The organism is Pseudomonas sp. JV241A (genome assembly GCF_900275665.1).
Lineage (GTDB): Bacteria > Pseudomonadota > Gammaproteobacteria > Pseudomonadales > Pseudomonadaceae > Aquipseudomonas > Aquipseudomonas wadenswilerensis.
Genome location: NZ_OPYO01000024.1, coordinates 54,658 through 78,247 on the forward strand (window position 1 = coordinate 54,658; position 23,590 = coordinate 78,247).

Annotated in this window: 19 protein-coding genes and 5 tRNA genes; 6 read left to right on the forward strand and 18 right to left on the reverse strand. The window is 60.9% G+C overall.

Translation table 11 applies throughout. The features are described from left to right. Position 1: 1 nt before the first annotated feature. From JV241A_RS15840 to JV241A_RS15850, 3 genes are read left to right on the forward strand one after another with little or no spacing between them, the layout of a single operon-like run. Positions 2–1,075: a microcin C ABC transporter permease YejB gene (locus tag JV241A_RS15840; protein ID WP_134063464.1), complete on the forward strand. Its 1,074-nt coding sequence runs from the start codon at positions 2–4 to the stop codon at positions 1,073–1,075. Between the two features lies 1 nt (position 1,076). After that, positions 1,077–2,096: an ABC transporter permease gene (locus tag JV241A_RS15845; RefSeq protein ID WP_115087899.1), complete on the forward strand. Its 1,020-nt coding sequence runs from the start codon at positions 1,077–1,079 to the stop codon at positions 2,094–2,096. 1 nt (position 2,097) lies between these two features. Then, positions 2,098–3,708 carry an ABC transporter ATP-binding protein gene (locus JV241A_RS15850; protein ID WP_134063466.1) on the forward strand — a complete coding sequence of 537 codons (1,611 nt, stop codon included), beginning with the start codon at positions 2,098–2,100 and terminating at the stop codon, positions 3,706–3,708. 110 nt (positions 3,709–3,818) lie between these two features. Here the strand turns inward: JV241A_RS15850 and JV241A_RS15855 are convergent, their stop codons facing one another. The 7 genes from JV241A_RS15855 to JV241A_RS15885 form a co-directional block, all read right to left on the reverse strand. Next, positions 3,819–5,690, reverse strand: coding sequence for a SurA N-terminal domain-containing protein (locus tag JV241A_RS15855; protein WP_115087901.1), 1,872 nt, complete (start codon positions 5,688–5,690; stop codon positions 3,819–3,821). A gap of 198 nt (positions 5,691–5,888) precedes the next feature. Beyond that, positions 5,889–6,161 carry an HU family DNA-binding protein gene (locus JV241A_RS15860; protein ID WP_115087902.1) on the reverse strand — a complete coding sequence of 91 codons (273 nt, stop codon included), beginning with the start codon at positions 6,159–6,161 and terminating at the stop codon, positions 5,889–5,891. Between the two features lie 148 nt (positions 6,162–6,309). Next, positions 6,310–8,706 carry an endopeptidase La gene (gene lon / locus JV241A_RS15865; protein ID WP_115087903.1) on the reverse strand — a complete coding sequence of 799 codons (2,397 nt, stop codon included), beginning with the start codon at positions 8,704–8,706 and terminating at the stop codon, positions 6,310–6,312. 151 nt (positions 8,707–8,857) lie between these two features. Then, the gene (gene clpX, locus JV241A_RS15870) at positions 8,858–10,141 is read right to left on the reverse strand and encodes an ATP-dependent Clp protease ATP-binding subunit ClpX (protein ID WP_010224368.1); all 1,284 of its coding nucleotides are present in this window, start codon (positions 10,139–10,141) and stop codon (positions 8,858–8,860) included. Between the two features lie 108 nt (positions 10,142–10,249). Further along, complete coding sequence (gene clpP / locus JV241A_RS15875) at positions 10,250–10,891, reverse strand: ATP-dependent Clp endopeptidase proteolytic subunit ClpP (RefSeq protein ID WP_010224369.1); 642 nt, start codon at positions 10,889–10,891, stop codon at positions 10,250–10,252. A gap of 91 nt (positions 10,892–10,982) precedes the next feature. After that, positions 10,983–12,296, reverse strand: a complete 1,314-nt coding sequence (gene tig / locus JV241A_RS15880) for a trigger factor (RefSeq protein ID WP_134063468.1) — start codon at positions 12,294–12,296, stop codon at positions 10,983–10,985. A gap of 273 nt (positions 12,297–12,569) precedes the next feature. Beyond that, positions 12,570–12,869: a DUF6388 family protein gene (locus JV241A_RS15885; protein WP_115087905.1), complete on the reverse strand. Its 300-nt coding sequence runs from the start codon at positions 12,867–12,869 to the stop codon at positions 12,570–12,572. A gap of 262 nt (positions 12,870–13,131) precedes the next feature. Here JV241A_RS15885 and JV241A_RS15890 point away from each other — a divergent pair, with 262 nt between their 5' ends. Next, positions 13,132–13,536, forward strand: a complete 405-nt coding sequence (locus JV241A_RS15890; protein WP_134063471.1) for a hypothetical protein — start codon at positions 13,132–13,134, stop codon at positions 13,534–13,536. A 182-nt stretch (positions 13,537–13,718) separates the two neighbouring features. Here the strand turns inward: JV241A_RS15890 and JV241A_RS15895 are convergent. The 5 genes from JV241A_RS15895 to JV241A_RS15915 form a co-directional block, all read right to left on the reverse strand. Continuing rightward, positions 13,719–13,803 (reverse strand) — tRNA-Leu (locus JV241A_RS15895). A 53-nt stretch (positions 13,804–13,856) separates the two neighbouring features. Then, a tRNA-His gene (locus JV241A_RS15900) sits at positions 13,857–13,932 on the reverse strand. Positions 13,933–14,016: 84 nt separating this feature from the next. Next, a tRNA-Leu gene (locus JV241A_RS15905) sits at positions 14,017–14,101 on the reverse strand. A gap of 53 nt (positions 14,102–14,154) precedes the next feature. After that, positions 14,155–14,230, reverse strand: a tRNA-His gene (locus tag JV241A_RS15910). Positions 14,231–14,271: 41 nt separating this feature from the next. After that, a tRNA-Arg gene (locus JV241A_RS15915) sits at positions 14,272–14,348 on the reverse strand. Positions 14,349–14,632: 284 nt separating this feature from the next. Here JV241A_RS15915 and folD point away from each other — a divergent pair. Continuing rightward, the gene (folD, locus tag JV241A_RS15920) at positions 14,633–15,487 is read left to right on the forward strand and encodes a bifunctional methylenetetrahydrofolate dehydrogenase/methenyltetrahydrofolate cyclohydrolase FolD (RefSeq protein ID WP_115087907.1); all 855 of its coding nucleotides are present in this window, start codon (positions 14,633–14,635) and stop codon (positions 15,485–15,487) included. Positions 15,488–15,595: 108 nt separating this feature from the next. Here folD and JV241A_RS15925 read toward each other — a convergent pair whose 3' ends face one another. The 6 genes from JV241A_RS15925 to JV241A_RS15950 are packed head-to-tail and all read right to left on the reverse strand — an operon-like array spanning position 15,596 to position 21,530. After that, a complete protein-coding gene (locus tag JV241A_RS15925; RefSeq protein ID WP_036994421.1) occupies positions 15,596–17,335 on the reverse strand; it encodes an ABC transporter substrate-binding protein in 1,740 nt (579 codons plus the stop codon). Between the two features lie 50 nt (positions 17,336–17,385). Next, positions 17,386–17,658, reverse strand: coding sequence for a DUF2160 domain-containing protein (locus tag JV241A_RS15930; RefSeq protein ID WP_115087908.1), 273 nt, complete (start codon positions 17,656–17,658; stop codon positions 17,386–17,388). Positions 17,659–17,668: 10 nt separating this feature from the next. Continuing rightward, positions 17,669–18,469, reverse strand: a complete 801-nt coding sequence (locus JV241A_RS15935) for a carbohydrate ABC transporter permease (protein WP_010224614.1) — start codon at positions 18,467–18,469, stop codon at positions 17,669–17,671. A gap of 9 nt (positions 18,470–18,478) precedes the next feature. Beyond that, on the reverse strand, positions 18,479–19,342 hold the full coding sequence (locus JV241A_RS15940) for a sugar ABC transporter permease (RefSeq protein WP_134063473.1): 864 nt from the start codon (positions 19,340–19,342) through the stop codon (positions 18,479–18,481). Continuing rightward, a complete protein-coding gene (locus JV241A_RS15945) occupies positions 19,339–20,436 on the reverse strand; it encodes an ABC transporter ATP-binding protein (protein ID WP_134063475.1) in 1,098 nt (365 codons plus the stop codon). Before JV241A_RS15945 ends, JV241A_RS15940 begins: the two co-directional genes overlap by 4 nt. Continuing rightward, on the reverse strand, positions 20,436–21,530 hold the full coding sequence (locus JV241A_RS15950) for an ABC transporter ATP-binding protein (protein WP_010224620.1): 1,095 nt from the start codon (positions 21,528–21,530) through the stop codon (positions 20,436–20,438). Before JV241A_RS15950 ends, JV241A_RS15945 begins: the two co-directional genes overlap by 1 nt. Positions 21,531–21,774: 244 nt before the next feature. Between JV241A_RS15950 and JV241A_RS15955 the strand changes: the two genes are divergently transcribed. After that, a complete protein-coding gene (locus JV241A_RS15955; protein ID WP_115087911.1) occupies positions 21,775–23,586 on the forward strand; it encodes a sigma-54-dependent Fis family transcriptional regulator in 1,812 nt (603 codons plus the stop codon). Positions 23,587–23,590: the final 4 nt, after the last annotated feature.

Genomic DNA, 23,590 nt, shown 5'->3' on the forward strand with positions numbered 1-23,590 from the left:
CATGCTGGCCTATATCTTTCGCCGTTTGCTGCTGATCATCCCGACCCTGCTGGGCATCCTGATCATCAACTTCATCATCATCCAGGCCGCCCCCGGCGGCCCGGTGGAACAGATGATCGCCAAGCTCGAAGGCTTCGAGGGCGCCACCAGCCGTATCGCCGGTGGCGGCGCCGAAGTCTCCGTGGCCGGCTCCAACTACCGCGGCGCCCAGGGCCTGGACCCGGCACTGATCAAGGAAATCGAGCAGATGTACGGCTTCGACAAGTCGGCGCCGGAACGCTTGTGGATCATGATCAAGAACTACGCCCGGCTGGATTTTGGCGACAGCTTCTTTCGCGATGCCAAGGTCATCGACCTGATCATCGAAAAGATGCCGGTGTCGATCTCCCTGGGGCTATGGAGCACGCTGATCATGTACCTGGTGTCGATCCCCCTGGGAATCGCCAAGGCCACCCGTCACGGCAGCCACTTCGATGTCTGGACCAGCTCGGCGATCATCATCGGCTACGCCATCCCCGCTTTCCTGTTCGCCATCCTGCTGATCGTGCTGTTCGCCGGCGGCAGCTACCTGGACTGGTTCCCGTTGCGCGGCCTGACCTCGAACAACTTCGACGAGCTGAGCACCACCGGCAAGTTGCTCGACTACTTCTGGCACCTGGTGCTGCCGGTAACCGCGCTGGTGATCGGCAACTTCGCAACCATGACCCTGCTGACCAAGAACAGCTTCCTCGACGAAATCAACAAGCAGTACGTAGTCACCGCCAAGGCCAAGGGCCTGAGCCCCAACCGCGTGCTCTACGGTCATGTCTTCCGCAATGCCATGCTGCTGGTGATCGCCGGCTTTCCCTCAGCGTTCATCGGTATCTTCTTCACCGGCTCCTTGCTGATCGAGGTGATCTTCTCCCTCGACGGCCTGGGCCTGATGAGTTTCGAGGCGGCGATCAACCGCGACTACCCGGTGGTCTTCGGCACCCTGTTCATCTTCACCCTGCTCGGACTGGTGGTGAAGCTGATCGGCGACCTGACCTACACCCTGGTCGACCCACGCATCGACTTCGACAGCCGGGAGCACTGAGATGAACCTGTCACCTCTGAATCGCCGGCGCTTCGAGCGCTTCAAGGCCAACCGCCGCGGTTGGTGGTCGCTGTGGCTGTTCCTGATCCTGTTCGGCCTGAGCCTGGGCGCCGAACTGATCGCCAACGACAAGCCCCTGGCCGTGCGCTACGACGGCGAATGGTATTTCCCGGCGCTCAAGCGCTACCCGGAAACCACGTTCGGCGGCGAGTTCCCGCTGGAAGCCAACTACAAGAGCCCGTACATCCGCGAGCTGCTCGCCGCCAAGGACAGCTTCGTGCTGTGGGCGCCGATCCCGTTCGGCTACCAGAGCATCAACTACGACCTCAAGGTCCCGGCCCCTGCCCCGCCGTCGGCGCAGAACTGGCTGGGCACCGACGACCAGGGCCGCGACGTGCTGGCACGGGTCATCTATGGTTTCCGTATCTCGGTGCTGTTTGCCCTGACCCTGACCATCCTCAGCTCGATCATCGGCGTGATCGCCGGCGCCCTGCAGGGCTTTTACGGCGGCTGGGTGGACCTGGTCGGGCAGCGCTTCCTGGAAATCTGGTCGGGACTGCCGGTGCTGTACCTGTTGATCATCCTCGCCAGTTTCGTGCAACCGAACTTCTGGTGGCTGCTGGGGATCATGTTGCTGTTCTCGTGGATGAGTCTGGTGGATGTGGTACGCGCCGAGTTCCTGCGCGGACGCAACCTTGAATACGTGCGTGCGGCGCGGGCACTGGGCATGCAGAACGGCGCGATCATGTACCGGCATATCCTGCCCAACGCAATGATCTCGACCATGACCTTCATGCCGTTCATTCTCACTGGCGCCATCGGCACCCTGACCGCCCTGGACTTCCTCGGCTTCGGCCTGCCGCCCGGTGCGCCATCGCTGGGTGAGCTGGTAGCCCAGGGCAAGTCCAACCTGCAAGCGCCCTGGCTGGGCATGAGCGCATTTGCCGTGCTGGCGCTGATGCTCAGCCTGCTGGTGTTCATCGGCGAGTCCGCCCGCGATGCCTTCGACCCGAGGAAATGAGATGAGCAAGGAAACCTTGATCGAAGTCCGCGACCTGGCCGTCGAGTTCGTCACCGGCGATCAATGCCAGCGGGTGGTCGAAGGCGTCAGCTTCGACATCCGCCGCGGCGAAACCCTGGCCCTGGTCGGCGAAAGCGGTTCGGGCAAGTCGGTGACAGCGCACTCGATCCTGCGCCTGCTGCCCTACCCCCTGGCCCGGCACCCGAGCGGCAACATCCTGTTCGAGGGTAACGACCTGCTGACCCTCGACGAGAAAAAGATGCGGCGCATTCGCGGCAACCGCGTGGCGATGATCTTCCAGGAGCCGATGACTTCGCTCAACCCGCTGCACAACATCGAAAAGCAGATCAACGAGATCCTCCTGCTGCACAAGGGCCTGCGCGGCAAGGCGGCCACTGAGCGCACCCTGGAGCTGCTGGCGATGGTCGGCATACCGGAGCCCCACAAACGCCTCAAAGCGCTGCCACACGAGCTCTCAGGCGGTCAGAGGCAGCGTGTGATGATCGCCATGGCCCTGGCCAACGAGCCGGACCTGCTGATCGCCGACGAACCGACCACGGCGCTGGACGTTACCGTGCAGTTGAAGATCCTCGAACTGCTCAAATCGCTGCAGGCCCGCCTGGGCATGGCCCTGCTGCTGATCAGCCACGACCTCAACCTGGTCAAGCGCATCGCCCACCGGGTCTGCGTGATGCAAAAGGGCCAGATCGTCGAACAGGCCGATTGCGAAGAACTGTTCCGCAACCCCAAACACCCCTACACGCAGATGCTTCTCGGAGCCGAGCCCAGCGGCGGCCCGGCCGGCAACCCGCCTGGCGCACCGATGCTGCAGGTCGAGGACCTGCGCGTCTGGTTCCCGATCAAGAAGGGCCTGCTGCGGCGCACCGTCGATTACGTCAAGGCGGTCGACGGCATCAACTTCGATCTGCCCCAGGGCCAGACCCTGGGCATCGTTGGCGAGAGCGGCTCGGGCAAGTCGACCCTGGGCCTGGCGATCCTGCGCCTGCTCGGCAGCCAGGGCAGCATCCGCTTCCAGGGTACGGCCCTGGAAAACCTGACCCAGCAACAGATACGCCCCCTGCGCCGGCAGATGCAGGTGGTTTTCCAGGACCCGTTCGGCAGCCTCAGCCCGCGCATGTGCGTCAGCGATATTGTCGGCGAAGGCCTGCGCATCCACCGCATGGGCAGCGCCGCCGAGCAGGAACAGGCGATCATTGCCGCCTTGCAGGAAGTAGGGCTCGACCCGCAGGCGCGGCATCGTTATCCGCACGAGTTCTCCGGCGGTCAACGTCAGCGGATTGCCATCGCCCGGGCATTGGTGCTCAAGCCTGCGCTGATCCTGCTTGATGAGCCCACCTCGGCATTGGACCGTACCGTGCAGCGCCAGGTGGTGGAACTGCTGCGCTCATTGCAGAGCAAATACAACCTCACCTACCTGTTCATCAGCCACGACCTCGCGGTGGTCAAGGCGCTCAGTCATCAGCTGATGGTGGTCAAGCAAGGTCAGGTGGTGGAGCAAGGGGTGGCAGCAGACATCTTTGCCGACCCACAGCATGTGTACACACGGCAGTTGCTGGAGGCGGCGTTTCTGGCGCCAGCTGCCGTTCAGTAGCCTCTTCGCGGGGCAAGCCCGCTCCTACAAACCGGTGGGAGCGGGCTTGCCCCGCGATGAAAACAGAAAAGGCCGCATCAGCGGCCTTTTCTGTTTCAAGCATCAAGCACTCAGTAGCGAGTGATATCCGCCTTGGCTTCCAACTGCTTGCGGTACGCCGCGAAGTCCTGCTGGCCAGCACGCGAAGCGAGGAAGCGGCGGTAGGTCGCCTTCTCTTCTTCAGTGGCCGCAGCGCCTTCGTTGACGCCGTTCAGGCGCAGTACCACCAGGCTACCGTCCGCCAGGGTGACGCTGGTGTACACCGGCTTGTCCTTGGCTTCTGGCTTGCTCATGCGGAACACCGCCTGCAGCTCGACCGGGTCGATACCTTCCTGGCTGCGCGACACCGCTTCCTGGACCTTCCAGGCTTGACCATCCTGGCTGGCCGCCAGGGCAATCTTGCCATCGCGCAGACCGGCGATCAGGGCATCGGCCTTGGTCTTCAGAGCGGCAGTCGCCTGCTCTTTGGCCAGGTGCTTGCGGATGCTCTCGGAGACGACTTCAAGGCCCAGTTGCTCAGGCTTGCGGTGTTCCTTGACGCGCAGCACCACGATGGTTTCCGGATCCAGCTCGATCGCCGTGCTGTTGGAACCCTCTTCCAGCACTTCGGTGCTGAACGCGGCCTGGATCACGGCACGGTTGGCAGTGATGCCTTCGCCGCCTTCGCGACCGAACGCTGGCGAGGTGTGCACGTTGAGGCCCAGTTCCTGAGCCGGCTGGGCCAGGTCGGAGGCTTCGAATGCCGAGTCTTCCAGTTGCTTGGTCACTTCGACGAAGCGCTGTTCGACCTGCTGGGTCTTGAGCTCACGGGTCAGCTTGTCTTTCAGGCTGTCGAAGCTTGGCACTTCAGGCGCCTGCACATCGAGCAGCTTGATCAGGTGGAAACCGTACTCGGTACGCACCGGCCCCGAGACCTGGTCCTTGTTCAGCGCATACAGCGCATCTTCGAAGGCCGGATCATAGACGCCCTGCCCGGCATAGCCGAGGTCACCGCCGTTGCTGGCCGAGCCTGGGTCCTGGGAGAATTCCTTGGCCAGGGTGGCAAAGCTTTCGCCCTTGGCCAGACGCGCCTGGATCTCTTCGATCTTGGCCTTGGCCTGGCCCTCGTTCACCTTGTCGTTGATTTCGACAAGGATATGCGCGGCATGACGTTGCTCGGCGAGGTTGGCGATTTCTTTCTCATACAGTGCCTTGAGCTCGTCCTGGTTGACTTCAACCTGGTCGAAGAACGCGGATTTCTTCAGCTCGATGTAGTCGATGACGACCTGATCGGGGCTCATGAATTCCTTGGCGTGCTCGTCGTAGTGAGCCTTGATCTGCTCGTCGGTGACCTTGACCGCGGCCGGGTCGGCCTTGAACGTCAGCGAGGCGAAATCACGGGTCTGCTTTTCCAGGCGGGCAAAGGCGTCGACCTGGTCATCGGTGACAAAACCGCTGCCGGCAAGGCCGGTGCGCAGTTGGCCGATGAGCATTTCCTGGGCCAGCATTTCGCGGAATTGCAGACGGCCGTAGCCCATCTGGCGAATGACCTGGTCGAAACGCTCGGCGCTGAACTTGCCATCTTCCTGGAATTCAGGCGTTTGCAGGATCAGTTGGTCGAGGGCCGCCTCGGAGAAAGCGAACTTGGCGTCTTCGGCGCCCTGGAGCAGCAACTTGCGATCGATCAGCCCCTTGAGCGCGGCTTCACGCAGCATTTGCTCGTTGAGCATGGCCGGATCGAAATCCTTGCCCAGCTGTTGCATCAGCTGCCGACGTTGCATGTCGACGGCCTGGCTCAGCTCGTTCTGGCTGATCGTGTCGCCATTGACCTTGGCAGCGTCCTGGCTGTTGGTGGTGGCCTGGAAGATGGCATCGAAGCCGGTCAGTGCCATCAAGGCTACGATGACACCGATGATGGTCTTGGCAATCCAACCTTGTGAATTGTCCCTGATATTCTGCAGCATGCGTCCCCCAGAAACGGTTGTACTGAATGAACCAACCGTGGAGCGTGGGTAGAGTCCTGATAGAAGAAAGGCGCATCCGAGGATGCGCCTTCTCGTAACTGGCCGAGCGCCGGGAACCTGATATCAGGCCTCCCGGCGCTCGGCAGCCGGCCCAGGCGTGAGCCTGGCTCGGTTAGGCGTGAGCCTGAAGGAAGCGACTTAGTTGACGGCTTCTTTCAGTGCCTTGCCAGCCTTGAAGCCAGGCTTCTTGGCGGCAGGGATTTCCAGGGTCTTGCCGGTTTGCGGGTTGCGGCCGGTGCGAGCTGGACGGTCGGTGACGGAGAAGGTACCGAAACCTACCAGTACCACGGAGTCACCTGCCTTCAGGGCGCCGGTGACGGAATCAATTACTGCGTCCAGCGCTTTGCCAGCGGCAGCTTTCGAAATATCAGCAGATGCGGCGATAGCGTCAATCAGTTCCGACTTGTTCACTCTAAGTCCCCTTATATCTCTATTGAGTTTGTTTCTAAGTATGTAATGAAAAGCTAAACGAGCGCTGGGTGGCCTGTTGACACTTAAGTGCCGCTTTATAACAAGGGCCTGAAAATACTGTCAAGAAAGCCCCCCAGCCAAATACGTACTAATGTGTGCTGATTCTTTCCTTGGAATCGCTGTCGCGCTTTTCATCCTTGGCGACAATCTCCGGAGCCACATCGGGCAAGGGCTCCGGGGCGTATTGCAGCGCAATTTGGAGGACTTCGTCAATCCATTTGACCGGTTTAATCTGCAGATCCTGCTTAATATTCTCAGGAATTTCCTTCAGATCACGCACATTCTCTTCCGGAATGATCACCGTCTTGATTCCACCACGGTGCGCGGCCAGCAGTTTTTCCTTCAAACCGCCAATCGCCAGCACTTGACCACGCAGGGTAATCTCGCCAGTCATCGCCACATCGGCACGCACCGGGATCTGGGTCAGGGCCGAGACCAGAGCGGTGCACATGCCGATACCGGCACTTGGACCATCCTTGGGCGTGGCACCTTCGGGCATGTGGATGTGGGTGTCGCGCTTCTCGTGGAAGTCAGCAGGAATCCCCAGGCTCCTGGCCCGGCTGCGCACGACGGTTTGCGCGGCAGTGATGGACTCGACCATCACATCACCGAGCGAACCGGTCTTGATCAGCTGGCCCTTGCCCGGAATGACCGCGGCCTCGATGGTCAACAGCTCACCGCCCACCTGGGTCCAGGCAAGACCAGTGACCTGACCGACCTGATCCTGCTGCTCGGCCAGACCGTAACGGTATTTGCGCACGCCAAGGTAGTGCTCGAGCTGCTCGCCCGTGACCTTCACCGCCACTTGCTTGAGCCCGGAGTGCTCCTTGACCACCTTGCGGCAGATCTTCGCGATCTGGCGCTCCAGGCCCCGCACACCGGCTTCGCGGGTGTAATAGCGGATGATGTCGCGGATTGCCGAGACGTCTACCTCCAGCTCGCCCTTCTTCAGGCCGTTGGCCTTGATCTGCTTGGGCGACAGGTACTTGACCGCGATGTTGATCTTCTCGTCCTCGGTGTAACCCGGCAGACGGATGACCTCCATCCGGTCCAGCAACGCTGGCGGGATGTTCATCGAGTTGGAGGTGCAGAGGAACATCACGTCCGAGAGGTCGTAGTCGACTTCCAGGTAGTGATCGTTGAAGTTGTGGTTCTGCTCGGGGTCGAGTACCTCCAGCAGCGCCGAGGCAGGATCGCCACGCATGTCGCTGCCCATCTTGTCGATTTCGTCGAGCAGGAACAGCGGGTTGCGCACGCCAACCTTGGTCATTTTCTGAATCAGACGACCGGGCATCGAACCGATGTAGGTACGGCGGTGGCCGCGAATCTCGGCTTCATCACGCACGCCACCGAGGGCCATGCGCACGAACTTGCGGTTGGTGGCACTGGCGATCGACTCGGCCAGCGAGGTTTTACCCACGCCAGGCGGCCCTACCAGGCACAGTACCGGGCCACGGATCTTTTTCACCCGCTTCTGCACGGCGAGGTACTCAAGGATGCGCTCCTTGACCTCTTCCAGCCCGTAGTGGTCGGCGTCGAGGATTTCCTCGGCCTTGGCCAGGTCCAGGCGCACCTTGCTCTGAGCCTTCCACGGCACCTGCACCAGCCAGTCGAGGTAGGAACGCACCACGGTGGCTTCGGCCGACATCGGCGACATCTGCTTGAGCTTGTTCAGCTCGGCCTGGGCCTTGGCATAGGCATCCTTTGGCAGGCCAGCGGCGTCGAGGCGCTTTTTCAGCTCTTCGACTTCGTTGTGACCTTCTTCGCTGTCGCCGAGCTCTTTCTGAATGGCCTTCATCTGCTCATTCAGGTAGTACTCGCGCTGGCTGCGCTCCATCTGTTTCTTGACCCGGCCACGGATACGCTTCTCGACCTGCAGCAGGTCGATTTCGGCATCCAGCAGCGCCAGCACGTGTTCGACACGGGCAGACAGGTCGAGGATTTCGAGGATTTCCTGCTTCTGTTCGATCTTCAGCGCCATGTGCGCTGCCATGGTGTCGACCAGACGACCGGGTTCGTCGATGCTGTTGAGCGACGAAAGGACTTCAGCCGGGACTTTCTTGCCCAGCTGAACATATTGTTCAAATTGTGACAGCAAGCTACGGACGAAGACTTCAGACTCGCGCTCGGCAGCCTGGGACTCGTCGATCAGCGAGACTTCGGCACGAATGTGCCCGTCAACTTCGTTGAAACGCTCGACCGCACCGCGCTGTTCGCCTTCGACCAGCACCTTGACGGTGCCATCGGGCAGTTTCAGCAGTTGCAGGACGGTGGCGATGGTACCGACGCGGTACAGGGCATCTTCGCCTGGATCGTCGTCAGCGGGGTTCTTCTGGGCCAGCAGAAGGATCTGCTTCTCGCCCGTCATCGCGGCCTCAAGGGCCTCGATGGACTTCTCGCGCCCCACGAACAGTGGGATGACCATGTGCGGATAGACGACGACATCGCGCAATGGCAGGAGAGGCAAGTCGAGGGTGGTCTTCATGATTTCGCCTCTACAGCGGCCTTATGGCCGGAAACCGATGGAATTTGAGCGTGGAGTTAATGTGGGGGCAGGCCCGCAAAAAAACAAGCTCTGCGACAGGAAAAGCAAAGGGGCCCGAAGGCCCCTTGCTTGAATCGAGCCGCATGGCGACTCAGACGTCGGGTGCAGCCTTGGCTTGCGGCTCGCTGTTCTCGTAGATCAACAGCGGCTGCGAAGAGCCATCAATGACGCTCTCGTCGATCACCACCTTGCTGACATCCTTCTGCGAAGGAATCTCGTACATGGTGTCGAGCAGAATGCCTTCGAGGATCGAACGCAGGCCACGGGCCCCGGTCTTGCGCTCCAGGGCCTTGCGGGCCACTGATTTGAGCGCATCGCTGCGGAACTCCAGGTCCACGCCTTCCATTTCGAACAGCTTGGCGTACTGCTTGGTCAGGGCGTTCTTCGGCTCGGTCAGAATCTGCATCAATGCCGCTTCGTCCAGCTCGTCGAGTGTAGCCAGAACCGGCAGACGACCAACGAATTCCGGAATCAGACCGAACTTGACCAGATCGTCAGGCTCGACTTCACGCAGCGACTCGCCAACCTTCTTGCCTTCCTGCTTGCTGCGCACTTCGGCACCAAAGCCGATGCCGCCGCGGGTGGAGCGTGCCTGGATGACCTTTTCGAGGCCGGAGAACGCACCGCCACAGATAAACAGGATGTTACGCGTATCGACCTGCAGGAATTCCTGCTGCGGGTGCTTGCGGCCACCTTGCGGCGGAACCGAAGCGACCGTGCCTTCGATCAGCTTGAGCAGCGCCTGCTGCACGCCCTCGCCCGAAACGTCACGGGTGATCGAGGGGTTGTCCGACTTGCGCGAGATCTTGTCGATCTCGTCGATGTAGACAATGCCCATCTGGGCCTTTTCCACGTCGTAGTCGCACTTCTGCAGCAGTTTCTGAATGATGTTCTCGACGTCTTCACCCACGTAACCGGCTTCGGTCAGGGTGGTGGCGTCGGCGATGGTGAACGGTACATTCAACAGACGCGCGAGGGTTTCGGCGAGCAGGGTCTTACCCGAGCCCGTCGGACCGATCAGCAGGATGTTACTCTTGCCGAGCTCGACATCGTCGTTCTTCTTGTCGCGTTGATTCAGGCGCTTGTAGTGGTTGTATACCGCTACCGCCAGTACCTTTTTCGCACGCTCCTGACCAATGACGTACTGGTCCAGGATGGTGCTGATTTCTTTCGGCGAAGGCAGTTTATGCGCGCTGCTTTCGGCCTGGGCTTCCTGCACCTCCTCACGGATGATGTCATTGCACAGGTCGACGCACTCGTCGCAGATAAATACCGAGGGGCCGGCAATCAACTTGCGCACTTCGTGCTGGCTTTTGCCGCAGAAGGAGCAATAGAGCAATTTGCCGTTGTCCTCGCCGTTACGGGTGTCAGTCATTCGATCGATCCAATCCGGTAGGCTTGCAACACAAGATGAAGGCAATTGCGGGCTTTTTCAAGTCCGCAGGTAGGCGCAATGCGCGCCCGCCTGCTCTGGCACCCGGATTCAGGAGGCCAGTTGCCGCTTGTCGTAGACCGAGTCGATCAAGCCGTATTCGGCTGCGCGCTCGGCGCTCATGAAATTGTCGCGCTCGGTGTCACGCTTGATGGTCTCCAGGTCTTGACCTGTGTGGTAGGCCAGCAATTCGTTCAGACGCGACTTGATGGAAAGGATTTCCTTGGCGTGGATCTCGATATCCGTCGCCTGACCCTGGAAACCGCCCAGTGGCTGGTGAATCATCACCCGCGAGTTCGGCAGGCAATGACGCTTGCCTTTGGCACCCGCAGCCAGCAGGAAGGCGCCCATGCTGCAGGCCTGGCCGATGCAGATGGTCGAGACGTCCGGCTTGATGAACTGCATGGTGTCGTAGATCGACATACCGGCAGTCACCGAACCGCCCGGCGAGTTGATGTAGAGATGGATATCCTTGTCCGGGTTTTCCGCTTCAAGGAACAGCATCTGCGCCGCAACCAGGTTGGCCATGTAGTCCTCTACCGGGCCGACCAGGAAGATCACCCGCTCCTTAAGAAGGCGCGAGTAGATGTCATAGGCGCGTTCGCCACGAGCGGATTGCTCGATAACCATCGGGACCAGGCCGCCTGCGGCCTGGATGTCAGAGCTCTGCTGATAATAAGAATTGCGGGACATGTCCTGCACTCACTCCCAAATAGTCATGTCTTGAATACGCACAAGCCAGCTCGAAGGCTGGCTTGTGGTGTTTTCCTACGAAGCTGGCGTATTACTCAGCGGCGGCAGGGGCCTGGGCTGGTTTTACGGCGTCTTCGTACGAGACCGATTTGTCGGTCACAGTCGCTTTCTGCAGAACAGTATCCACAACTTGTTCTTCCAGCACAACCGAACGGACTTCGTTCAGTTGCTGGTCGTTCTTGTAGTACCAAGCCACGACCTGCTCAGGCTCCTGGTAGGCCGAGGCCATTTCCTGGATCATCTCGCGAACGCGGGCGTCGTCTGGCTTGAGGTCGAATTGCTTGACCACTTCGGCGACGATCAGGCCCAGCACGACGCGGCGCTTGGCTTGCTCTTCGAACAGTTCAGCCGGCAGTTGCTCAGGCTTGATGTTGCCACCGAACTGCTGAACGGCTTGAACGCGCAGGCGGTTCACTTCGTTTTCCAGCAGGGCTTTTGGCACTTCGATCGGGTTGGCAGCCAGCAGGCCGTCCATTACCTGGTTCTTGACCTTGGTCTTGATCGCCTGACGCAGTTCACGCTCCATGTTCTTGCGAACTTCGGTGCGGAAACCTTCCAGGGTTGCTTCCTTGATGCCGAACTGGGCGAAGAACTCTTCGGTCAGCTCAGGCAGCTTTGGCTCGGCAACGCTATTGACGGTCACGGTGAACTCGGCGGTCTTGCCAGCCAGGTCGAGGTTCTGATAATCCTCTGGGAAGGTCAGGTTCAGAACGCGCTCTTCACCGGCCTTGGCGCCAACCAGGCCTTCTTCGAAGCCCGGGATCATGCGGCCGGAACCCAGCACCAGTTGGGTGCCCTTGGCCGAACCACCGGCGAACACTTCACCGTCGACCTTGCCGACGAAATCGATGTTCAGCTGGTCTTCGTTCTGGGCAGCGCGGTCGGCGGCTTCGAAACGAACGTTCTGCTTGCGCAGCACTTCCAGCATGTTGTCCAGGTCGGCGTCAGCCACTTCGGCGCTCAGGCGCTCGACGGCGATCGACTCGAAACCGGCAACGGTGAACTCAGGGAACACTTCGAAAATGGCGACGTATTCCAGGTCCTTGCCTTTTTCGAACGATTTTGGCTCGACGGCAGGGGCGCCAGCCGGGTTCAGCTTCTGCTCGACCACGGCTTCGTAGAAGGAAGCCTGTACCAGGTCGCCGAAGGCTTCCTGACGGGCGGCGTCTTCGTAGCGCTGACGGATCACGCTCATCGGCACTTTGCCAGGACGGAAGCCTGGAACCTTGGCACGACGGGCAGTCTGTTGCAGACGCTTGTTGACTTCGGTCTCGACGCGCTCGGCCGGAACGGCGATGGTCATGCGGCGCTCGAGAGCAGAAGTATTTTCAACAGAAACTTGCATGGATATTCCTCGTTGCACAGACGTTAGCCGGCGATACCCGACTCCAGAATCAAGGGCAAGCATTCTAGTGGCTCAAAGGCCAGAAGTCACCCCGTTCAGGACGACGGGAAAGCACACCGGTCCATTTCATTTACTGGCCTCGGCAAAAACCCTGCCTGAAGCCCCTCAACACAAGCAGGCCAAGGCCTGGACAGCACACTTGCATTCGTGACCGCCCCGCCTGCGGGCCCGCTGATAATTCTTGTCAAAACACTACAAAACCGAGCGACGGCGTTATGGCTTCAGCTCGATTTCGTTGATCACGCAATACCCTTCCCAGTCCATCCCCAAGGCTTCGGCAGCTTCGCGGTGCACCTCAAGGCGCATGACCTCAAGCTCTTCAGGGGATTCGGCGATCAGTTGCAGGGTCAACTCCCAAGGTTCAACCCCCTGCTCCTGCGCGGCATCCTCGAAGGCCCAAAGGACCTGCTGAGCCTGCTCGTGCTCGCTAAGCCCGGCGATTTCCTCACGCATCTGCGGATTGGCATCGAGATAGCGCTGCAGGGCGATGGCCTGGCGTTCAAGTGAAATCATCTTGCTCTTCCTTCCTGCGACCGGACGCCCGATCACTGTTTCAACCGGCTGAAATCTATCAGCTTTTGGTCGATTGTCACCAGAGCGTAAAAAGATGTCAGAATAATCCATTCCGGCTGTCGGAAATACCCGAGGCCAACGCCTCGAGCAATTGTCCAGGCGCCGACAGCCCGATAAGCTAGCAATACGCCATATCGGTAATACTTTTCATTCCCACTTAGCGACCCAATGGAATGACCAGCACCAATGCAAGGATGACCCCGTGCCGAACAAACTGCTCGCCGCCAGCTGCCTGGCGCTCACCTGCCTAACTGCCAACGCCACTCTGCTGGAGGCGTCATTCGACCCCGATGCGCGCTATTCGATCGTGAGCATGACCGGTGATGCGGCTCAGCGCACAGTCATCACCCAGCGCGTCGGCCTGAGCGGCACCAGCTACAGCGCTCGCCAGATCGATTGCACAAATCGCACCGTACGCTTCCTGGGTTCGGGTACTTCGCTGGAGGACCTGAAAAGCGCAGTCGCCGACAAGGAATCCACCCCCCTCTTCAAGGGATCGCTGGCCAGGACCATCAGCGAGGAAGCCTGCGGTGAAACGAGCGGGCCAGACACTGTCGTGAGCAGCACCGTGACCTCCCGCACTGAACCTGCTGCCGAAGCCCAGTAACGCAGCACCCGCCCCAGATTACGATCAACACCCGCCCGAACCGTATGGCGCCCATCGCCCCGGCAGCACTAATGACCTTCGTTAATTGCACCGAGGCATGAACCCCAGAAACGAAAAAAGCCGCACAAGGCGGCTTTCTCGAGGCGTTCACGCACTTCAGCGAAGAGCGGTGAAAGCGTGGATGGTGCGGACGAAGAGACTCGAACTCTTACAGCTTGCGCCGCTGGAACCTAAATCCAGTGTGTCTACCAATTTCACCACGTCCGCATGAAGCACTTAAAACAAAGGCGCCGGATTTTCATCGGGCGCCTTTGGGAATATGGGGTGGACGATGGGAATCGAACCCACGACCACAGGAATCACAATCCTGCGCTCTACCAACTGAGCTACGTCCACCATATTGCATTGGCCGCTTTGCTTGTGTCAAAGCCGCCTGTTGGTACATTCACGCACTTCAGCGAAGGGCGGTGAAAGCTTGGATGGTGCGGACGAAGAGACTCGAACTCTTACAGCTTGCGCCGCTGGAACCTAAATCCAGTGTGTCTACCAATTTCACCACGTCCGCATGAAGCTTTTAAAGCAAAGGCGCCAGATTTTCATCGGGCGCCTTTTGGAATATGGGGTGGACGATGGGAATCGAACCCACGACCACAGGAATCACAATCCTGCGCTCTACCAACTGAGCTACGTCCACCATATTGCAGTTACCGCTTTACTTGTGCCAAAGCTGCCGATTGGCGCACCCGGCAGGACTCGAACCTGCGACCATCCGCTTAGAAGGCGGATGCTCTATCCAGCTGAGCTACGGGCGCGTATTTAATCTGCTTTCTGTTACGATTACAAATTAACTTTTAGCCGTACCGAACAAGCTAAAAATCCGCTCATTCTGCCTGACCTTGCTAACCAGTGCTAGGCTCTGCCCGACAAGTGCGACGAATGTTATAGACGAGTGGCAAAGTCGTCAACTATTTTTTGAAAAAAATTCATTTTATTGAAGGGCTTAGGGCAATTGCCGGACCAAGCGCCTTTGCCCTCGGGCCCCTTCATGCGAGAATGCGCGCTCTTTTTATTCCCTCTCGATGGTTAATCACGCGTCATGACTGCACACCTTATCGACGGCAAGGCGATCGCCGCCAGCCTGCGCCAGCAGATCGCCCAACGTGTCGTGGAGCGTCGCCAGCAAGGCCTGCGTACGCCTGGCCTGGCGGTGATCCTGGTCGGCACCGACCCCGCTTCTCAAGTCTATGTCTCGCACAAGCGCAAGGATTGCGAAGAGGTCGGCTTTATCTCCCAGGCCTTCGACCTGCCCAGCGATACCACGCAGCAAGCCCTGACCGAGCTGATCGATCGCCTTAACGATGACCCGAACATCGACGGCATCCTCCTGCAGCTGCCGCTGCCGGCGCACCTGGACGCCTCGCTGCTGCTCGAGCGCATTCGCCCGGACAAGGACGTCGACGGTTTCCATCCTTATAACGTCGGCCGCCTGGCCCAGCGAATCCCGCTGCTGCGCCCGTGCACGCCAAAAGGCATCATGACCCTGCTGGAAAGCACCGGTCAGGACCTGTACGGCATGAACGCGGTTGTCGTCGGCGCCTCCAACATCGTTGGCCGGCCGATGGCCATGGAACTGCTGCTGGCCGGTTGCACTGTGACCGTCACCCACCGCTTCACCAAGGACCTGGCCGGCCACGTTGGCCGTGCCGACCTGGTGGTAGTCGCCGCCGGCAAGCCGGGCCTGGTCAAGGGCGAGTGGATCAAGGAAGGCGCGATCGTCATCGACGTCGGCATCAACCGTCAGGAAGATGGCAAGCTGGTTGGCGATGTGGTCTACGAGACTGCCCTGCCCCGCGCTGGCTGGATCACTCCGGTGCCGGGTGGCGTCGGGCCGATGACCCGCGCGTGCCTGCTGGAGAACACGTTGTATGCGGCCGAAGCACTGCATAAGTAAGTGCTGATGGCGGAATAAGAAACGGCACCGGTGAAGGTGCCGTTTTTTTGTGCCTGGCGTCAGGGCCTCATCGCGGCTCAAGCCCGCTCCTACACCCAACCTGCGTGGCTACTTGCGTGCAGCCTCCCAGGATTTGAGCAGTTCGCTGTAGCTCACGGTTTCGCCCTTGGGTTTCTCGTTGGCCAGTTTCGGCTTCGGTGCCCCCGGCTGGTCGAACCAGTACTGGGCATCACGCTCCTTGTTCAGCTTGGGTGCGCAAGTCGCCTGAGCCTTGGAGCGCTCCAGACGCTCGAGGATGCGGTCCTGATCCTTGGCCAGGCCATCCAGCGCCTCCTGCGGGGTCTTCTCGCCACTCGCCGCCTCGGCGATATGGCTCCACCACAGCTGCGCCAGCCGCGGGTAGTCCGGCACGTTGGTGCCGGTCGGAGTCCATTGCACCCGCGCCGGGCTGCGGTAGAACTCCACCAGCCCACCGAGCTTGGGCGCAAGATCGGTCATGGCCTGGGAGTTGATGTCCGACTCGCGGATCGGCGTCAGCCCGACAATGGTCTTTTTCAGCGAGACGGTCTTGGAGGTGACGAACTGGGCGTATAGCCAGGCGGCCAGGCGCTGCTTCTCTGGCGTCGACTTGAGGAAGGTCCAGGAGCCAGCATCCTGATAGCCAAGCTTCATGCCCTCCTCCCAGTACGGCCCCTTGGGCGACGGTGCCATGCGCCACTTCGGCGTGCCGTCGGCGTTCATCACCGGCAGGCCTGGCTTGGTCATGTCGGCGGTAAAGGCGGTGTACCAGAAAATCTGCTGGGCGATGTTGCCCTGGGACGGCACCGGCCCGGATTCGGAGAAAGTCATGCCCTGGGCCTCTGGCGGCGCATAGGCGCGCATCCAGTCGACATATTTTTGCGTGGCGTAGACCGCAGCCGGGCCATTGGTGTCGCCGCCACGGGTAACGCTGGAGCCGACCGGATGGCAGTCTTCGACGCGAATGCCCCATTCATCCACCGGCAAGCCGTTGGGCAGGCCCTTGTCTCCACCACCGGCCATGGAGAACCAGGCATCGGTGAAGCGCCAGCCCAGCGAAGGGTCTTTCTTGCCGTAGTCCATGTGCCCGTAAACGCGTTTGCCGTCGATTTCCTTGACGTCCTCGCTGAAGAACTTGGCGATGTCTTCATAGGCCGACCAGTTCACCGGCACGCCCAGCTCGTAGCCGTACTTTTCCTTGAACTTGGCCTTGAGGTCGGGGCGGTCGAACCAGTCGGCGCGGAACCAGTAGAGGTTGGCGAACTGCTGGTCAGGCAGTTGATAGATCTTGCCGTCCGGCGCGGTGGTGAAGGAGATGCCGATAAAGTCCTTAAGGTCCAGGGTCGGCGAGGTGTAGTCCTTGCCTTCGTTGGCCATCAGGTCGGTGATGGATTCGGTCTTACCATAGCGAAGGTGCGTACCGATCAGGTCGGAATCATTGACCCAACCGTCGTAGATATTCTTGTCCGACTGCATCTGCGTCTGCAGTTTTTCCACCACGTCGCCTTCCTGCAGCAAGTCGTGGGTCAGCTTGATCCCGGTGATCTCGCTGAATGCCTTGGCCAGCACCTTGGCCTCGTACTCATGGGTGGCGATGGTTTCCGACACCACGTTGATCTTCATCCCGCGAAACGGCTCGGACGCCTTGATGAACCACTTCAACTCTTCAAGCTGCTGCTCGGGAGTCAGGGTCGAAGGCTTGAACTCGCTGCCGATCCACTTCTTGGCGGCATCTTCATAGGCATCGGCCCAGGCACTGGCGTGAAAGCTGCCAAGCACCAGCAGGGCTGCCAGGGTCAAATGTCGCCGGTTCTTGTTGTTGTCGAACATTGTGATCTCCCGATTGAGTATTTTCCCGGAGCCCTGCCGATTGCCCTCGGCTAACCCCAGCGCATCACCACCAACAGCCAGGCCAGGGACAGCAGCGAGGCTACCCACAGGTTCCAGTCGCTGAGCCCGATTACCAGCAGGTGCAGGTAAGCGCTGACCAGCAAACCAATGAACAACCGGTCGCCACGGCTGGTGGCGATCGGCAGAAAACCACGACGCTCGACGCACGGCCGGCGCAGCTCATACAGCGTCATGCCCAGCAGCAACAGGCCGATCGAGGCGAAGAAGATCGTTGTTGGCAAAGTCCAGGCCATCCAGTCCATAGCGCGCTCCTCAGACCCGGCCCAGGGCAAAGCCCTTGGCGACATGGTTACGGACAAACCAGATCACCAGCATGCCCGGCAGAATGGTCAGTACCCCGGCAGCGGCCAGCACGCCCCAGTCGATTCCCGAGGCCGACACCGTTCGGGTCATCACCGCGGCAATCGGCTTGGCGTTCACCGAGGTCAGGGTGCGTGCCAGCAGCAGTTCGACCCAGGAAAACATGAAGCAGAAAAACGCCGTGACGCCGATGCCGGAGCCAATCAGCGGCACGAAGATCTTCACGAAGAACCGCGGGAAGCTGTAGCCGTCGATGTAGGCGGTTTCGTCAATTTCCTTCGGTACTCCGGACATGAAGCCTTCGAGAATCCACACCGCCAGCGGAACGTTGAACAGGCAGTGGGCCAGGGCCACGGCAATGTGCGTATCGAACAGGCCGATGGACGAATACAGCTGGAAGAACGGCAGGAGAAACACTGCCGGTGGCGCCATGCGGTTGGTAAGCAGCCAGAAGAACAGGTGCTTGTCGCCAAGAAAGCGGTAGCGCGAGAAGGCATAGGCTGCCGGCAAGGCCACGCTCAGGGAGATCACCGTGTTCAGGCACACGTAGTACAGCGAGTTGATGTAGCCGCTGTACCAACTGGGGTCGGTGAAGATCACCCGGTAGTTGTCGAAGGTGAAGTTCTGCGGCCACAGGGTCAGGCCGCCGAGGATCTCGGTGTTGCTCTTGAACGACATGTTCAGCAGCCAGTAGATCGGCACCAGCAGGAACAGGATGTACAGCAGCAGCGGCAGCGTCTTGCGCAGGTTCATGGGCGGCCCCTACTGTTTGTCGGCATGGGTCATGGCGGTATAGAACAGCCATGACACCAGCAGAATGATCAGAAAGTACACCAGCGAGAACGCCGCCGCAGGTCCCAGGTCGAACTGCCCGACCGCCATCTGCGTCAGGGTCTGGCTGAGGAAAGTAGTGGCATTGCCCGGCCCGCCACCGGTGAGCACGAACGGCTCGGTGTAGATCATGAAGCTGTCCATGAAGCGCAGCATCACCGCGATCAACAGCACGTTCTTCATCTTCGGCAACTGGATATGCCGGAACACCGCCCAGGCCGAAGCGCGGTCGATGCGCGCCGCCTGGTAATACACGTCGGGAATTGCGCGCAGGCCGGAGTAACACAGCAGCGCCACCAGCGAGGTCCAGTGCCAGACGTCCATCACCAGCACCGTGACCCAGGCGTCCATGGTGTTGGCGGCATAGTTGTAGTTGATGCCCAACTGTTTGAGTGAAGCACCCAGCAGGCCAATATCGGCACGGCCGAAAATCTGCCAGATGGTGCCGACCACGTTCCACGGGATCAGCAGCGGAATGGCCATGACGATCAGGCACAGGGACGACCAGCGGCCCTTGGTCGGCATGGTCAGGGCGACGGCGATCCCCAGGGGGATTTCGATCAGCAGCACGCAGGCCGAGTAGATGAACTGGCGCAGCAGGGAGTCGTGCAGGCGCGGGTCCTGCAGCACCTGGCGGTACCAGTCGGCGCCAACGAAGTAGCGGCTGGACTGGTCGAAAATGTCCTGCACCGAGTAGTTGACCACGGTCATCATCGGTACCACGGCGCTGAAGGCCACCAGCAAAAACACCGGCAGCACCAGCCACCAGGCCTTGTTGTTGGGCACCTTGTTCATGGCCGGGCCTCCAGCAGCACGTCATCGGCATAGAGCATCAGCCACTGCGCCGGAAAACTGATCCAGGCCTGGCCCACCGGCAAGGTGCGGTCCTCGCCCAGGCGCACTTTGAGCGGCACGCCTTGCAGGTCGAGGCTGAGAATCTTGTAGGTCCCCAGGTCTTCGACATCCACCACCCGGGCGCTGAAGCCTTCGTCGAACGGCGCGTCCCAGACCTGGACGAATTCCGGGCGGATGCCCACCTGCAGGTGCGTGGTGTTGCTCGCCGCCAGGCGCTCCTGCAGATCCCCAGGCAATGGCAGGTGGATGCCGGCAAAGCCGACCCCGCCGGGCTGCACCTGCACCGGGATCAGGTTCATCCCCGGGCTGCCGATGAAGTAACCGACAAAGGTGTGGCGCGGCCGTTCGAACAACTCGCGGGGGGTGCCGAACTGGACGATCTGCCCGCCATACATCACCGCGATCTTGTCAGCGAAGGTCGAGGCTTCGAGCTGATCGTGGGTGACGTAGATCATGGTGATGTTGAACTGCTCATGGATCTGCTTGAGCTTGCGCCGCAGCTTCCATTTAAGGTGCGGGTCGATCACCGTCAGCGGCTCGTCGAAGAGGATCGCCGAGACGTCGTCGCGCACCAGGCCGCGGCCCATGGAGACCTTCTGCTTCTCATCGGCGCTGAGGTTGCGGGCTTTCTTCTTCAACAGGTTACCCAGGTCGAGCACCTCGGCGATCTCTGCCACCTTCTTGCCGATGCGCACTTCATCCAGGCCCTGGTTGCGCAGCGGAAAGGCCAGGTTGTCGAACACTGTCATGGTGTCGTAGACCACCGGGAACTGGAACACCTGGGCGATGTTGCGGGCCTGCGGCGACAGCGCGTTGACCACCTTGCCATCAAACAATACCTGGCCCTGGGACGGGCTGAGCAGCCCGGAAATGATATTGAGCAACGTGGATTTGCCGCACCCCGAAGGCCCGAGCAAGGCATAGGCACCGCCCTGCTCCCAGACATGTTCGAGCTCGCGCAAGGCATAGTCGTCAGCGCCCTGCGGGTCACGGCTGTAGCTGTGCGCCAGCTGTTGCAGGCGAATCTCGGCCATCAGGCGACCCTCGCTTCACGCAGGCCCGGCGCCTGCACCAGCTGCCCGGCGGTGTCGAAGACAAACAGCTTGTGGGTGGGGATGAACACCCGGATCGGCGCATCGACGTGGTACTCGTGCACGCCAGGCAGGTGCAGGACCAGGCGAAAGTGCTCGTTGCGCACATGCAGGAAGGTTTCCGAGCCGCTGATTTCCGCCAGTTCCACCAGCACTGCCAGCTCCAGGTCATCGTCGTTGGACGGCACCAGGCTGATATGGCTCGGGCGCACGCCAAAGCGGTAATCCCCATCGCCAATGCGGCGCAGATCGGCGTTCATGGCGAAATGCACGGCACCGGCAAAACTCACCTCATTGCCGCTGATACGCCCGGGCATCAGATTGATCGGCGGCTCGGAAAACAGCTCGGCGGCCAGCACCGTGCGCGGCTGGTGATAGACCTGGGCAGTGGGCCCGCTCTGCACGATGCGCCCTTCATGGAGGATGGTGGTGGTGCCACCCAGGGCCAGGGCTTCGTTGGGTTCGGTGGTGGCGTACACGGCAATGCAATGGCGGGCGGCGAACAGCTCGCGCATCTCCTGGCGTAACTCTTCACGCAGCTTGTAGTCGAGGTTCACCAGCGGCTCATCGAACAGGATCAGTTCGGCGTCCTTGACCAGTGCCCGAGCCATGGCCGTGCGTTGCTGCTGACCGCCCGACAGCTCCAGCGGCAAGCGTTGCAGAAACGGCTCGATACGCAGCATCTGCGCGGTCTGCTGGACTTTCTCGCGGATCAGCGCTTCGGCCATGCGCGCCTGGCGCAAGGGTGAGGCAATGTTCTCGAACACGCTCAGGGTCGGGTAGTTGATGAACTGCTGATAGACCATCGACACATTGCGCTGGCGCACCGGGCGGCCGGTGACATCTTCGCCATTCATCAGCACCCGGCCACGGTCCGGCCGATCAAGCCCGGCCATCAGGCGCATGAGGCTGGTCTTGCCGGCCAGGGTGCGGCCGAGCAGCACATTGAACGAGCCGGGCTCGAAGCTCAGGCAGGCATCGTCGATGCACACCTGGTTATCCACGGTACGGCTGACATGTTCGAGCGTGAGCGACATGGCGCGGCCTTCTTGTTGTTATCGAGCAGGCGCACAAGGCAGAGCCAGATTCGTGCCAGCAGTTGCCAAGCCTTTGCCGGCAAAAGCATTTCAACGAATTTACCAATGGCCGGGGTTCACACCTGAACAGAAATGAACAGCCTTCGCTGCACAGTTGAACAGCCGCGGCATTGACAATGAACAGGACTGAACAACACTGGATCAGACAAAAACAACAACACTGCCGCCGGCAGAGGACGGGCCCATGGCCGCATCCACCAGCGCCCATGCGCAACTGATCCAGGCCTCCTGGCAGCGCTGCCGCGCCTACGGCCTGGATCACCAGTCACAACCGCAGTTCGGCGAAGCATCCGCCGCCCAGGTCAGCGAACTGCTCGAACGCGAGCATTCACTGCTGGGCACCACCCGCGACGAGGTGCTGCCGCAATACGCGCACCTGCTCGGCAACTCCAGTTACCTGATCATGCTCAGCGACCATCAGGGCCAGTTGCTCGATGCCTGGGGCACCCGCCGCTTTATCGACCCGCGCCAGCGCCACGGCTTTGTCGCCGGCGCCTGCTGGCGGGAACAAGGGGTGGGCACCAATGCCATCGGCACCGCCCTGGCTACCGGCGAGGCGGTGCATGTCAGCCAGGATGAGCACTTCCTCAAGCTCAACCGCTTCATGGCCAGCGCCGCCGCCCCCTTGTTCGACGCCGAGCGCCAGTTGATCGGCGTACTCGATGTGTCCAGCGACAGCTACCTGCCGGCGGCGCAAACCCAGGGCCTGGTGCGGATGATGAGCCAGAGCCTGGAGAACCGCCTGATCCTGGCGCGCTTTGCCGGGGATTACCGGCAACTGAGCTTCAATACCGGCGCCAACAACCTCGACAGCCAATGGGCCGGGCTGCTGGTGTTCGATGACCAGGGCCGGGTGCTGGCGGCCAATCGCCGGGCCGACAGTTTGCTCGGCCAGAATCCGTTGCAACTGAACCTGGAGCAGTTGTTCAGGACGCCCCTGGTGCAACTGCTCGGCCACAGCGCAGAGCAACCGTTCGCCGTGCAGGTGACCGGGCGCAACCGTTTTCATTGCCTGTTGCATGCCCCCACCCAAGCCCCGCGGGCCACACCGGTCAGCCATGCGCAAACCACCTGCGACCCGCGTATCGACAAGGCCCTGCACCAGGCCGGGTTGTTGCTGGAAAAGGACATTCCACTATTGATCGAGGGCGAAACCGGAGCCGGCAAGGAAGTCTTCGTCAATGCCCTGCACCGCGCCAGCAGCCGCGCCGGCCAGCCGTTGATTGCGGTGAACTGCGCAGCGATTCCGGCCGAGCTGGTCGAGTCGGAGCTGTTCGGCTACGAGAAAGGCGCATTCACCGGCGCCCATCACAAGGGCAACATCGGCCTGATCCGCAAGGCCGACCGGGGCATCCTGTTTCTCGATGAAATCGGTGACATGCCGCTGCCGACCCAGGCACGCCTGCTGCGTTTTCTGCAGACCCGCAACATCCAGCCATTGGGCAGTGGTGAACCGATCCCGGTGGATATCCGCGTGGTCTCGGCGACCAACCAGAACCTCGCCGACCAAGTACGTCTGGGCCACTTTCGCCAGGACCTGTACTACCGCATCGCCGGTCTCAGCCTGATGCTGCCGCCATTGCGCGAACGCAGCGACCGCCTGGCCCTGATCGAACAGCTCCACCAGCAGCACCGCGAGCCCGGGGCGCCGACGCAACTGCCCGGCAAGGTGCTGGAACTGCTGCTCCAGCACCCCTGGCCGGGCAACCTGCGCCAGCTGGCCAGCGTGCTCCAGGTCGCACTGGCGCTGGCGGGCGGGCGGCCGATTGCTGTGGAGCACCTGCCGGACAGTTTCTTTGCCGATCTGCCCGCCTCCAGGCCGCAGCCCCCCGTGTTGCCGCCACCAGCTAGCGCCGACGACCTCGGCCAGCGCCTGCAAGGCCTCAACGGCAATATCTCGGCCCTGGCCCGGGCCCTGGGCATCAGCCGCACCACCCTGTACAAGCGCCTGCACGCCCAGGGCCAGGCCGGTACAGTTGACGAACGCCTGGGCTGATGGT